General features: G+C 43.2%; 9 protein-coding genes. 6 read left to right on the top strand and 3 right to left on the bottom strand.

What is annotated here, in order from left to right:
• The first annotated feature begins 201 nt into the window (after positions 1 to 201).
• From NSTCB13_RS04685 to NSTCB13_RS04675, 3 genes are all read left to right on the top strand, one after another.
• Positions 202 to 4,929 carry a PAS domain S-box protein gene (locus tag NSTCB13_RS04685; protein WP_448271510.1) on the top strand — a complete coding sequence of 1,576 codons (4,728 nt, stop codon included), beginning with the start codon at positions 202 to 204 and terminating at the stop codon, positions 4,927 to 4,929.
• Positions 4,930 to 4,952: 23 nt separating this feature from the next.
• Complete coding sequence (locus NSTCB13_RS04680; RefSeq protein ID WP_448271509.1) at positions 4,953 to 6,551, top strand: response regulator; 1,599 nt, start codon at positions 4,953 to 4,955, stop codon at positions 6,549 to 6,551.
• Positions 6,552 to 6,806: 255 nt separating this feature from the next.
• Positions 6,807 to 7,166 carry a VOC family protein gene (locus NSTCB13_RS04675; protein ID WP_445628550.1) on the top strand — a complete coding sequence of 120 codons (360 nt, stop codon included), beginning with the start codon at positions 6,807 to 6,809 and terminating at the stop codon, positions 7,164 to 7,166.
• 157 nt (positions 7,167 to 7,323) lie between these two features.
• Here the strand turns inward: NSTCB13_RS04675 and NSTCB13_RS04670 are convergent, their stop codons facing one another.
• The 3 genes from NSTCB13_RS04670 to NSTCB13_RS04660 form a co-directional block, all read right to left on the bottom strand.
• Positions 7,324 to 8,517 (bottom strand): Coenzyme F420 hydrogenase/dehydrogenase, beta subunit C-terminal domain, encoded by a 1,194-nt coding sequence (locus NSTCB13_RS04670; RefSeq protein WP_448271507.1) that lies wholly within the window; start codon positions 8,515 to 8,517, stop codon positions 7,324 to 7,326.
• Positions 8,518 to 8,908: 391 nt separating this feature from the next.
• Entirely contained in the window at positions 8,909 to 9,883 is a 975-nt protein-coding gene (locus tag NSTCB13_RS04665; protein WP_448271506.1) for a DNA polymerase III subunit delta', read from the bottom strand.
• 138 nt (positions 9,884 to 10,021) lie between these two features.
• Positions 10,022 to 10,435, bottom strand: a complete 414-nt coding sequence (locus tag NSTCB13_RS04660) for a hypothetical protein (RefSeq protein ID WP_445628548.1) — start codon at positions 10,433 to 10,435, stop codon at positions 10,022 to 10,024.
• A 399-nt stretch (positions 10,436 to 10,834) separates the two neighbouring features.
• Between NSTCB13_RS04660 and NSTCB13_RS04655 the strand changes: the two genes are divergently transcribed.
• The 3 genes from NSTCB13_RS04655 (at position 10,835) to NSTCB13_RS04645 (ending at position 13,302) form a co-directional block, all read left to right on the top strand.
• Positions 10,835 to 11,419 (top strand): PadR family transcriptional regulator, encoded by a 585-nt coding sequence (locus NSTCB13_RS04655; RefSeq protein ID WP_448271505.1) that lies wholly within the window; start codon positions 10,835 to 10,837, stop codon positions 11,417 to 11,419.
• Positions 11,420 to 11,494: 75 nt separating this feature from the next.
• On the top strand, positions 11,495 to 12,352 hold the full coding sequence (locus tag NSTCB13_RS04650; protein ID WP_445628547.1) for a sugar kinase: 858 nt from the start codon (positions 11,495 to 11,497) through the stop codon (positions 12,350 to 12,352).
• A gap of 89 nt (positions 12,353 to 12,441) precedes the next feature.
• The gene (locus NSTCB13_RS04645) at positions 12,442 to 13,302 is read left to right on the top strand and encodes a 3'(2'),5'-bisphosphate nucleotidase CysQ family protein (protein WP_445628546.1); all 861 of its coding nucleotides are present in this window, start codon (positions 12,442 to 12,444) and stop codon (positions 13,300 to 13,302) included.
• Positions 13,303 to 13,397: the final 95 nt, after the last annotated feature.

The following is a 13,397-nucleotide window of genomic DNA, read 5'->3' as shown; positions in this document are numbered from 1 at the left end:
GTATTGGGCATTGAGAAGAGACAAGGTAGACAAGGAAGATAAGGGAGAGACTTGTTCAATAATTCCCCCTTGTCCCCCTTGTCCCCCTTGTCCCCCTTGTCCCCCTTGTCCCCCTTGTCTCCCTTGTCTCCCTCATCTCCCTGCCCCCTGCCCCCTGCCCCCTGCTCCCCACTCCCACAGCTGTCTTAGGAGGCCGACAACATGACAACTGTATTTTTTGTAGAAGACTCTGCTGAAGATAGAGCTTTGTATCGACGCTTCCTAAAGCGGGACGATCGCTACACTTATGATATTTACGAATTTGAGTCTGGCAATCAGGCGCTACAAGCTTGTCAAGGGAAAATACCAGATGTGATTTTGTTGGACTATCGATTACCAGATTTAGACGGGCTGGAATTTCTCACTCAGCTACAGAGACAAACTTCTCACATTATAATTTCAGTAATTATACTGACGGGACAGGGAGACGAAACGATCGCAGTCCAAGCAATCAAGAGTGGGGCGCAAGATTATCTAGTCAAGGGAAAACTGACTTCTGATAATTTACGTCGAGCGGTTCATGGGGCGATCGAGCAGATGCAGCTAATGCGGCAGCTAAAACAACAACAAGAACAACAAAAGTTAGTAGGTGCGATCGCTCTTAATATCCGCCAATCGTTGAGACTTCAAGATATCCTTGCCACGAGTGCTCAAGAAGTCCGCAAGTTACTAAGCGCCGATCGAGTACTGCTGTATCAATTTATGCCTCAAATGCGCGGTAACATTGTAGCGGAGTCAGTATTACCCCAATGGACATCAATCTTCGGACTGGAGATTGAAGATACCTGTTTTCAGGAAAATCAGGGGGGAGAATATCGCCGAGGAAAAATTTGGGCAGCGACAAACATCTACGAAGCGAGTTTAAGTGATTGCCATATTCAACTTTTGGAACAGTTTCAGGTGAAGGCGAATTTAGTTGTCCCGATTTTGTTGGAGAGCAAAGAGACTCAAGCTGTTGAACTTTGGGGGCTATTTATCGCACATCAATGTTCTGCCCCGCGACAATGGCAGACATTTGAGGTGGAATTGCTCAAGCAAATAACGGTGCAACTAGCGATCGCTATCCAACAAGCGGAACTCTATCACAATCTCCAAACCCTCAACACCGAGTTAGAAGCCAAAGTAAAGGAGCGCACTGCCAAATTGCACCAAAGCGATCGCCGTTTCCGTGCCATCTTCAATAATACTTTCCAGTTCATCGGACTGCTAACGCCAGCTGGCATTTTACTGGAAGCGAACCAGACGGCGCTAAGTTTTGCCGGACTGAAACTAGAAGATGTCATCAATCGCCCTTTTTGGGAAGCACACTGGTGGACAATTTCACCGCAAACTCAAGCAGAATTAAAACAAGCGATCGCTCGTGCAGCCCAAGGAGAGTTTATTCGCTATGAAGTTGACGTTCTTGGTGCAAATAATCGGGTAGCAACAATCGATTTTTCACTCCGTCCGCTTTTAGATGAGACAGGTCAAATTGTTTTGTTGATTCCAGAAGGGCGAGATATTACCGAACTCAAACAAGCTAAAGAAAAGCTCCAACAAAGTGAAGCACTGCTAGCTACTACTCAACAAATCGCCCATGTAGGCAGTTGGGAATTGAATTTAGAAACGAAAAAGCGCTCCTGGTCAATGGAAACCTTTCGCATCTCTGGTCTAAATCCCACTCAAGGCGAACCCGACCAGACGGAACTTCTCCAAATAATTCATCCAGACGATCGCGCCTGGATAGAGGCTCAACTCGAAAAGATGATGTCTACAACGGGCTACGCCTACGCTCAACAAGCCCCTTTCAATCTTGAGTATCGAATTATCCGACCTGATGGTTCGGTGCGCTACGTTGAATCAAAAGCAGAGATAGCTTATGACGCTCAAGGACAACCAGTTAAGCTATTGGGAGCGGTTATAGATATTACAGAACGTAAACAAAATGAGTTAGAAATCATCCGTAGTCGTGACCTGCTAGAAGCTGTTTATAACGAATCCGCTGATGCACTTTTTTTGGTAGATGTTGAAACATTACTGATCGCTGACTGTAACGATCGAGCGGTGGAGCTATTTGCAGCCTCTAGTAAAGTTGAACTGATTAATATTGACAGTAATACTCTACAAAAACAACCCTTCACTTCCGATGAGATCGCCATCTTTATGGAAGAAATTAACCAGCAAGGGTTTTGGAGTCGAGAAGTTGAATATATTACTAAGCAGGGCAAACCCTTTTGGGGAAACATCGCCGCCAAGCAAATCACAGTCGCTGGTACTGTGATGCAACTGGTACGAATCACGGATATTACTGCCCGGAAGTATGGTGAAAAAGAGCAGCAACGAGCAGAAATAGCTCTCCGAGAAAGCGAGGAACGACTACAATTAGCCCTTGAGGCTTCTGGAGATGCTTTGTGGGACTGGCATATTTTGACTAAAGAGGTGTATTACAGCCCTGGCTATTTAGAAATGCTCGGATACCGCTTTGATGAACTCCCACAGAATTTGAGTACTTGGCAGCGATTAGTTCATCCAGACGATCTACCTTGGGTGGAGAAAATCTTGGCAGCTCACCTCAAGGACAGTTCAATACCGTACAAATTTGACTATCGGCTTTGCACTAAGTCAGGGGAATACAAATGGATTGCCAACTACGGCAAGGTTGTGATGCGAGATGCAGATGGTAATCCTCTGCGAATGACTGGTACTCATCGGGATATCAGCGATCGACAAGCCGCGCTACGCGAACACAAACAAGCCGAAGCAGCCTTAGCCAAAAGTGAAGAACAACTGAGACTAACGTTGGAATTTAATCACATCGGTCTTTGGGATTGGAATGTTCAAACAGGTGAAGTTATCTGGAACGACAACCATTTTCGTTTGTTAGGTTTAGAGCCAGAAATATCAGCCAGCTATCAATTATGGCGCGATCGCGTGCATCCAGAGGATGTTGACGGAATTGAACAGACTGTATCAAATGCACTGGCACAACATATTAATTTTCAAGCTGAATATCGAGTGATTTATCCCGATGGCAGGGTTCGCTGGCTCACGGGGAAAGGGCGTGCTGCTTACAACGAAGCAGGCGAACCTGTACGGATGTTAGGGGTAATTATTGATGTCAGTGAACGTAAGCAAGCAGAAGCAGCTTTGCAAGAAAGTGAAGCCCGATTCCAGGCATTTATGAACAACAGCCCAGTGCTAGCTTGCATCACTGATACAGACGGCTGTGTACTTTACTTAAATCAAACATACCTGCGGACATTTAAATTACTACCCGAACAGGTAATTGGGCAATCTATTTTTGACCTCTACCCAGATGAAATTGCTCGGCAGCATTTCGATCGCATTCGCACAGTCATAGAGACAAATCAGGCAATTGAGGTGATTGAATTTGCTCCTCGACCAGACGGTTCCCTCGGTGAGTTCTTGGTATACAAATTCCCGATTCTCGGATTGTCTGCACAAAAGCTAGTGGGTAGGGTAGCGATTGATATCACAGAACGCAAAATTCTAGAGCGAGAACTAGCTCACAAGCAAAAGTTATTGGATACCTTCATCAATAATGCACCTGTTGGGATAACCATTCTCGATCGGGAACTGCGTTATTCATTGATTAATGAAGCATTAGCAGAAATTAATGGCATTCCCGCAGCAGAGCATATTGGTAAGACACCGTGGGAGATTGTCCCTGATATAGCACCAAAACAAAAGCAACTCTTTCGACATGTTTTAACAACGGGCGAACCGATTTTAGATTTAGAAATCAGTGGAGAAACTCCAAAATTTCCAGGTGTAATCAGGACTTGGCTAGCTTCCTATTTTCCAATTCAGTCTGAAGCCGATCGACCTATTAGCATAGGCATTGTGGTAGTTGAAATCAGCGATCGCAAACGCACTGAACAAATGTTAGAGTTGCAAGCAGTCATTACCCGCAACATGGCGGAGGGGATTTGCTTAGTTCGTGCTACAGATGGCGTGTTTGTCTACGCCAATCCTAAATTCGAGCAGATGTTTGGTTATGAATCTGGTGAATTAATCGGTCAGCACGTATCGATTGTTAACTATGGTGATGAAAACAATACACCTGAAGATGTTAATCAGGCGATTAGAACTGCTGTTTTAGAACACCGCGAAGCAATTTATGAAGTCCATAATATTAAAAAAGATGGCACTCCATTCTGGTGTAGCGCTACCGCTTCCGTTTTTGAACATCCTGAGTATGGAAGTGTCCTTGTGGCTATCCAACAAGATATCACCGAACAAAAGCAAGCGGAAGAAAAAATCAAAGCCTCTCTAAAAGAAAAGGAAGTATTACTCAAAGAAATTCATCATCGTGTTAAGAACAATTTAGGAATTGTTAGCAGTTTGCTGCAAATGCAATGCAGACGAACACAAGATCCTGTGGTGACAGCTATTTTGCGCGATAGCCAAAACCGCATTGCTTCCATTGCCCTAGTTCATGAAAAATTATATTGTTCTGAAGACCTCGCTGATATTGATTTCGCTCAATACATTCCAGATTTAACAACTCATTTATTTGATTCCTATAATGTCAGTTCCAGCCAGATTCAACTACATATTCAAGTTGATAATGCTAGCCTTGACATCGAAACAGCCATTCCTTGTGGCTTAATTATCAACGAACTGGTTTCTAATGCTTTAAAATACGCTTTTATTGGCAATTGTGGGGGCAAAATTGAGGTTAAGTTTTATCAAGAATCCGCATCTACTTTGACACTCATTATTAGAGATAATGGTGTTGGCTTACCTGAAAACTTTGATAGTAAGAAAACTAAAACACTGGGTATAACACTTGTCCAAGGTTTAGTCAAGCAGCTAAGAGGAAAACTTGAAATTGACTCTCAACAAGGAACAGAGTTCAAAATTACTTTTACAAACAGCCGGATATGAACATAATTGACCTCTCACCAAACATGCAGACAAAAGAAACAGTTCGAGTCCTTGTTGTTGAAGATGAATATATCCTTGCTATCAACTTACAAGAAACTTTAGAGTCTTTAGGATATGTTGTTTTAGATATTGCCGATTCTGCCGAAGAGGCAATTGCAAAAGCAACTGAATTACGCCCAAACTTGATTTTAATGGATATCAGATTACGCGGTGAAATAGATGGTATCCAGGCATCAGAGCAAATTTGGCATCATTTGCAAATCCCAATTATCTACGTCACTGGGCACTCCGATAAAAGTACTGTTGAGCGAGCAACGCTGACATCCCCCTTTGGGTATATTCTTAAACCCATTAAAGAGCAAGAACTTTACGTTGCTATTCAAACAGCACTCAATCGCTACGATCGCGAGCAATTTTTGAGTTCTGTACTTCGAGGAATGGGCGATGGGGTAATTGTAGTCGATACTCAATTAAATATTAAATATATCAATCAGGTAGCTGAAGCTTTAACAGGGTGGCAATGGAATGAAGCTAAAGACAAGACGTTAACTGAAGTTATCAAAATCATTGATGAACAAACTCAGTTGCCGATAGAAAATCCAATTATTGCAGCCCTCCAACAAGAAACTATTATATATTTAAGCAGTGGTGTTCTACTAGTTGCTAGAAACGGGACAATTATACCAATAGCTGATAGCGCTACTCCCCTGAGAAATAACAATGGTGTAATTACCGGAGCCGTATTTGTTTTTCGGGATGACACGCAAAGACGGTTAACCGAAGAACGCAATCTCGCAGCTGAACGCGCTCAACAACTAGAAGTTAGAGTGGCAGAACTGCAACGCCTGAACCAATTAAAAGAGGATTTTCTGGCAACCACTTCTCATGAAATGCGAACGCCTTTGTCAAACATCAAAATGGCAATCTCTGTGCTAGAAAATATTCTCGATCGCCAGGGTATCTTAAATTCAAACACACTTCCCCCACCTGAATCTGTAGACCGCTATTTACGTATTGTGCGCGAACAGTGCGAACAAGAACTGGATTTGGTAGACAATTTACTGCATCTACGAATGATTGATGCAGATGTCTATCCATTGGAATTAACATCAATTCAACTTCAAAACTGGCTGCCTCACGTTGCCGAGTATTTTCAAGAACGCGCTCAAGCTAGAGAACAGTCTTTGCAAGTTAGTGTTTCTCCAGATTTACCACCTTTAGTTTCAGATTTGGCTAGCCTGACTGAAATTATCTCAGAATTACTCAACAATGCTTGTAAATACACTCCACCTGATGGGCAGATTGTGTTAAACGTTCAGCTAATTTATATCACAAAAAGTCCGCTTGATGAGGATGCTAAATCTGATGTATTAGATAATTTTCAAGTTCCTTATTTTCAAATCACAATTAGCAATTCTGGGGTGATAATTCCGAAAAAAGAACAATCTCGAATTTTTGAGCCGTTTTACCGGATTCCTGAAAGCGAACGCTGGCAAGAAAGCGGCACAGGATTAGGTTTAACATTGGTTAAGAAGTTAGTAGAATATCTCCAAGGCACGATTGAAGTTACCAGTTCTCAGGGCTGGACAACGTTTACAGTTCAACTTCCTTTAAGTTTGTGATGGTATTTGGCATTTGTCATTTGTCACTTGTACTGAGCGAAGCCGAAGTATTTGTCATTTGTCACTTGTACTGAGCGAAGCCGTTGGCGCAGCCTCTCGTAGAGAAGTATTTGTCATTTGTCATTAGTTATTTATTATTCTCCCTAGCAAGAACTGCTCCGCTGCCCCCAGTCCCCTGCCTCACCGTTCAAAAGAGTTCAAACTACGCCAAAATCTAAATAAACGCGATCGCGTCTTACTAACATCTTACCGACAATGCAGATTACCCAAAGTCTCCATACAGCGATTCTTGTGACTGACTTAGAACGCTCTGAACATTTTTATGGCAAAGTATTGGGATTATCCAAAATCGATCGTTCCCTAAGCTACCCTGGTGCATGGTATCAAGTCGGTAACTATCAAATTCACCTGATAGTTTCAACCACTGTCCCCACGGAAAACCCAAACGAAAAATGGGGACGTAATCCCCACGTTGCCTTCACAGTAGCTAACTTAGAGGCCGCCAAACAAGAATTCCTCAATCAGAATTATCCCATTCAAGCTAGTGCTTCCGGTCGCGCTGCCCTGTTCACTCAAGACCCGGATGGGAATATTATCGAGTTGAGTCAGCAGTGAGCCGGAGTGGGAAGCAGGGGAGCAAGGGAGCAGGGGAGCAGGGGGCAGGGGGCAGGGAGATGAGGGGGACAAGGGGGAATTATTGAACAAGTCTCTCCCTTATCTCCCCCCTCTTTTTTGTCTACCTTGTCTCCTCTCAATGCCCAATGCCCCACTTCTATTCTGGTAATTTATATTGCCCAACAATACGCTTGGCAAACTCTGGAACGTGCGCTTCCAATTTTTCTGGATGATTGCGCTTTACATACAAATAATTCCGAGTAAAGTGAGAATCAATGGAAAATCGTGCGTATTCTAGACCCTTGGGGCCGATTTTTTCGATTACCACACCCATCAGTTTTGCTGCCCACATCGGCAGGGTAACGCCTTTATCGTAAGCGGGAATACTTTGTTGTACGGCTTCTTTCCGGTTGCCTTTAGACGTTACTGGTTGAGTGTCTAACTGGTCTTTCACTAAATCCAGCATTTCCTTACCAGTGTCATTTCTAACTACAATCCATTGCCAGCCGAAGGGTGCGCCCATGTAACCAACAACTAAGTCGGCTAGGGAGTTGACGTAATCAAAGCAACTCATACAGGATGGAGCAAAGACATCTTTGAGTTGGTTAGTCTTCAAGCCAAAGAAAGGCACTGTTTCTGATGAGCCATCTTCATGTTTGAAGTGAACCCGAAAGTCTTGCATAAATTCGTAATGCACAACTGTATGAGGCGAACGACTGGTGGTTTCTAAGAATTTTTGCAGTCCGGCGCGGTTAACGTTGTCTACGCAGGGCGTACCCAAAATATACAGCTTTTCTAAACCAAGTTGTTTTTCTACGGCTCGTAATGCCTGGATTTGGCAACCAACCCCAATTACCAACAGCCGCTTCATCCCCGATTTTTCCACCTGTTCTAATATGGAAAGGTTCGGAGAAAGTGTTGGTTTGTTGACTCGTGCTGCTAGTATTTCTTCTGGAGTCCGGGCGATGACGGGCATGGGTTGGAAGCGGTCTTCTTTGGTGTTTTGCACGCAGACTACACCTTCAACTAAGCCGCGATTCAGCATTTCAATGGCAATGCTGCTCACGATACCCGTCCATTGTGCGCCTTCTATGGGTTGTTGTTTCTTCGCCGCTATCATATCTTGATGAACGCCAAAGTATAGTTCATCGGGGTTTTCGAGATGGCGCGATCGCGTGTGTGTTTCTTCTTCAAGTTCGCCTATTTGCTGATTAATAAAAGCGCAAGCTTCCTTGACATAGTGAATATAATATGTATCGCATAGCCCGCACTCGCTACAGAGTTCTTTGGCTGGGCGGCGGCTGGTAGGTTTTAAGGCTCTGGCTTTTTTGTGAGGAGAAACTGAGGTCATATAAACTTTTTGTTTTATCCAGGAATCGCTTTTATTACAATACCTTCACTCGCTATGAACTTGACGATAGAGAATGAACAAGACATTGTAATATTTTGAAACGCAGAGGGACGCAAAGTAAACGCATAGGCGCTTCTCTACGAGACGCTACGCGTAGCTTGCTTCCCCGTAGGGGTACGCCTTCCCGCAGGGTAGGAACGCAGAGTTTTACCTAATTTATTTTGCTACGAATTAATTAAATATTGTACTGAGGCTTTGATGAGGAACTATAGAAATACAGCCGTAGCCACATAGGTTAGGACATAATGACAAGCGTAAATGCTAGGAATAGTAATAGTTCTACCTTCTGCCTCCTGCCTTCTGCCTTCTGCCTCTTGCTATACAATCGCACTCAGCGATGAGTAGAAGAAATAGAATTTGATTTTTGATACACAGATAAAAGCAGACATTCCCAAACTAGCCGTGGTTGAGCGTAAGCAAGCAAGTATTTTCGAGATTGTTCTAACTGGTTAATGATACTAGGTTGATGCCACTGCTGCCAGTAAGATTGCTGAAGATAATCAACTAACCACAGTTGTGCTTCTGTATCTAAATCCCGATCAATTGTCTTGGCTAACTCTAAGGCGTTGCGGTAAGATTTAGGCGCTTTTTTCAAGTCTTCAAGTAATTTATCAGGAATAGCTTGTAATTGCTCATAAGATGCGATCGCACTTCCTGCACTACCAGCTGCTATGCTCAATACTGCCTGATTTGACAAAATTTCTTGATGACCTGTTTGTGTGAGTACAACAGCTAAAGACTGTGCATTTAAGCGATAAAAAGGAATGCGTTGACAGCGTGATACCAAAGTCGGCAACACAGATTCAAGTGTCGGTGCAATTAAAATTAATGTCGCCTGTCCCGGTTCTTCTAAGGTTTTAAGTAAAGCATTGGCTGCGGCTTCAGCCATTGTTTGCGCTTCTTCTAGCACTACCACATTTCTCGGCGCTTCTAAAGGGGGACGACTTAAAAACTCGGTAATTTCCCGAATTTGCTCTAGTCGAATTATAGGAGGGGCTTTACGCTTGAGTCCTTTTTCGGCTGCTTCTGCTGTTGTTAATCGTTGTCCCTGGTATTGGTACGTTGGTTCCACCCACAATAAAGCTGGATGGTTGCCCTGACGCAAACGGTTTTGTAAAGATGCAGTAACTCCCATCCCATTAGAAAATAGCAATTCCACAAAGCATCTGGCTGCTAAACTCCTGCCTACACCATCTGGCCCCACAAATAAGTAGGCTGGAGAAACCCGGTTTTGTCTGACAGCCTGAGTGAGTAACTCTATAGCTTGCTGTTGTCCGATAACTGGTGCAAATGGATCGTTAGTCATTAATCGACGTGACAGGGGACAATCGATATGGCATAAAGCTGAAATACCTCAGCCTTTGGTGGCAGTTGGTTGATGAGTGCCCAAGTGCTGAGTACGATTCTTACTTTTGTACTCAGCACTGTTTGGGTAAATTAGCAATCAAACCTTAGACGTGAGAAATCTGGATATCTCCGCGTGTGCCAACACAGCACCAGGTTCGCGCTGGAGAGCGTTGTAATACTTTCTCTCGAAGGTATTACCCGTCTCTAACGGTACAATGAGTGTACGGACATCAGCAATCAATTTTTGGAAATCTTCCAGCAATATCGGTTCATCTGCTTGGAGCATTTCATCAACTTGCACAACCATCTCAGAAATGCGATGTAGCCAAGCAAATTGTTCGTGAGCTATGACTAGCTGAAGAAGTTCTCCACTTGATACTCGTCCACTAATCTGTTCGTAGGCAATGCGTTCTGTCTCCAGCAACATCTTGTGAAGGTGGAGTAATTTGTTTCGTAAATCGCGCAGATATTGATGCTGACGTATTCTTTCTGTAAGTGTGTTAGAAGTCAATGTTACTTATCCTCTCGTTACAATAGTCTTCAATGGCTTAAGTAATTTCTAAGCATTGAGAATTGGGCATTGGGATTGGGGAAGAGGTGACAGGTAACAGGCGATCGCGATCTGTACCCTGTAACCTTTAACCTTGCTTTGATTTAGGTTTAGATGTCGATCCAGAAATACAGGCGATAGGGATCTGTACCCTGTAACCTATTCCCTTGTTCTTCCCCATGCCCTGGTGAATGAAGTTTTTTATCTATTTGGTTTCCTTGCTAAGAAGCATTATAATGAGCATATCTTTTTATAACCGTTATGTCTTATATCTGATTAATCATATATTAGCATAAAATTATAAGAAGTACACAGTGTAGAACCGAGCGAGAAAATATCAATTATGGGAAAACCATCTTCATGTCGCTAGCAAATGTAATTTTAGGTCTTCTTCAGCAGCAAGAAATGACGGGCTACGACCTCAAAACGAGCTGCTTCGATCAATGCATTGCCCATTTATGGCCAGCAGATCAGGCACAAATTTACAGAACTCTCGATAAGCTAGTTGAGCAAGGCTGGATTACCTGTAACATTGAGATTCAACACGATCGCCCCAACCGCAAAGTCTACAGTGTGACGGAGCTAGGGAAAGCGGAATTTAGGCGATGGCTAGGGATTCATCAGCCCTTACCGACTATCAGAGAACCTTTACTCGTCCAGTTGCATTTTGCAGATCAGTTGTCGAATGAAACCATCATTGATCTACTGGAGCAACAATTAGCGGCTCGAAGCAAAAAGCTGGCTGAATGTGAAACCATTGATTTGCCATCAATCGGTGATGAATCTGCCAACCGCAACCAGGTGATGCAAAGGCTGGTGCTGGAGTTGATAATCCGAAGAGAAGAGACTTATATTGATTGGTTAAAGACAGTAATCGAAGTTGTCAGTCGCCAAGAGCCATATCCATTTACCAAGAAAGAATTCAGGAGCCAGGAGGGTCACTGAGCGACTTGCCTTGAGCGAAGTCGAAAGGAGTCAAAGTGAGCCAGAATCAGAATTGAATTTTGAACGAAACAGCAGATGAATCGTGGATTATTTGTAGGTTTAGTAACTTTAGATTTGATTTACCTTGCTGACTCAGCCCCTAAGAATAATCAGAAGATTGTCGCTACTGACTATACTGTAGCGGCAGGGGGCCCAGCAACAAACGCGGCTGTAACTTTCAATTATTTAGGAAATCAGGCTACAGTCTTAGGTGTAGTGGGTTCTCACCCAATGACGCAGCTAATTCGAGATGATTTGGCAAATTACAAAGTTGCGATCGCAGACCTTGAGCCTAGCACTGATTTAGTACCGCCTGTATCTTCGATTATTGTCACTCAAGCCACAGGTGAACGCGCTGTGGTTTCGATCAATGCTGTGAAAACTCAAGCTAGCAACGCATCTATTCCGCCAGATATTTTGCAGAATGTCGATATCATACTGATTGATGGACATCAGATGGCGGTTGGTGATTCCATAGCTCAAATGGCTAAAGCCAATAATATCCCAGTAGCGATCGATGGTGGTAGTTGGAAGCCTGGATTTGAGCAAATTCTACCGTTTGTAGATTATGCTATCTGTTCAGCTAATTTTTATCCCCCCAACTGCCAGACTGGAGAAGATGTTTTTAGCTATCTCAGTGGATTTGATATTCCTCACATCGCCATTACTCACGGACAAGAACCAATTGAATACTTGAGTGGCACTAAAACTGGTATCGTAAATGTGCCGCAGATTCAAGCAGTTGATACGTTAGGGGCTGGAGATATTTTCCACGGTGCTTTCTGTCATTATATTTTAAGGGAAAGCTTTACTGATGCACTGACACTGGCAGCTAATATTGCTGCTGATTCCTGTAAATTTTTTGGTACTCGGCGTTGGATGGATTTAAGATAATTCGTAATTCGTAATTTGTAATTAGTTAGACTAAGTATCGCTGTGCGCCCCTAATCAACGTTATACATATTTTTAAATAGGCCAAATTAATGAAAGATTTACAAGAAATATTAGCGATCGCTCGTGAGGTAGGTTGGGGCGCAGCAGATATACTGCGATCGTATTACCACGGCACAGCAAAAGACCCTAATTTAGAAGTCCAATATAAGCAGAATGAGCCTGTCACTGTTGCCGATGTCGCTGTGAGTCAATACATTTTACAGAGGCTACAAGCAACTTTGGGTAACGAAGATTTTGCTTACATCAGCGAAGAAACTTATCAATCGTCAAGTAGTGGTAGACAGGCTTCTGCCCCTTGGGTATGGATAATTGACCCTTTGGATGGCACGCGAGATTTTATCGAAAAAACTGGCGACTATGCAGTTCACATTGCTTTAGTCAAAGAAACACGCCCAGTGTTGGCAGTGGTAGTAATACCAGAGGCTCATAAGTTATATTACGCTACCAAAGGCGGGGGTACATTTGTAGAAACCCGTAACGAATCTGTTCCTATACAAGTGTCTTCAGGTAAACAAATTGAAGATTTAACCTTAGTCGTTAGTCGCTCTCACCGCAACCAACGGTTAGATCGCCTGCTACAAAATTTACCCTGTCAAAATCAGAAATCTGTGGGTAGTGTAGGCTGCAAAATCGCCACCATTGTTGAGCAACAGGCAGATATCTACATTTCCCTTTCCGGCAAGTCTGCGCCCAAAGACTGGGATATAGCCGCTCCAGAATTGATTTTAACAGAAGCCGGTGGTCAGTTTACTCACTTCGATGGCACGCCGTTGCAGTATAACACTGGTGATATCAATCAATGGGGAGGTTTGCTAGCTAGTAATGGTGAATATCACGAATTACTATGTAAAAAAGCAGAAGGTATCTTAGCGCAGTTTGACCATAGCTAACGGGATACTGGATGATGAATATTTTTTAATTTGCTTTAATTTGCTTTTAAGACTGTCGATCGTGGTATGATTAATCCTATTACCAATAATAATCT

The sequence above is a fragment of the Nostoc sp. DSM 114160 genome (assembly GCF_053470305.1).
Note: the sequence above shows the minus strand (reverse complement) of the source record. Positions and strands in the feature narration are given on the sequence as shown.

What these genes read in the sequence shown, in the direction of transcription:
- NSTCB13_RS04685 (WP_448271510.1), top strand. Translation starts at nt 202, where the DNA reads ATGACAACTGTATTTTTTGTAGAAGACTCTGCTGAAGATAGAGCTTTG.
- NSTCB13_RS04680 (WP_448271509.1), top strand. Translation starts at nt 4,953, where the DNA reads ATGCAGACAAAAGAAACAGTTCGAGTCCTTGTTGTTGAAGATGAATAT.
- NSTCB13_RS04675 (WP_445628550.1), top strand. Translation starts at nt 6,807, where the DNA reads ATGCAGATTACCCAAAGTCTCCATACAGCGATTCTTGTGACTGACTTA.
- NSTCB13_RS04670 (WP_448271507.1), bottom strand. Translation starts at nt 8,517, where the DNA reads ATGACCTCAGTTTCTCCTCACAAAAAAGCCAGAGCCTTAAAACCTACC.
- NSTCB13_RS04665 (WP_448271506.1), bottom strand. Translation starts at nt 9,883, where the DNA reads ATGACTAACGATCCATTTGCACCAGTTATCGGACAACAGCAAGCTATA.
- NSTCB13_RS04655 (WP_448271505.1), top strand. Translation starts at nt 10,835, where the DNA reads ATGTCGCTAGCAAATGTAATTTTAGGTCTTCTTCAGCAGCAAGAAATG.
- NSTCB13_RS04650 (WP_445628547.1), top strand. Translation starts at nt 11,495, where the DNA reads ATGAATCGTGGATTATTTGTAGGTTTAGTAACTTTAGATTTGATTTAC.
- NSTCB13_RS04645 (WP_445628546.1), top strand. Translation starts at nt 12,442, where the DNA reads ATGAAAGATTTACAAGAAATATTAGCGATCGCTCGTGAGGTAGGTTGG.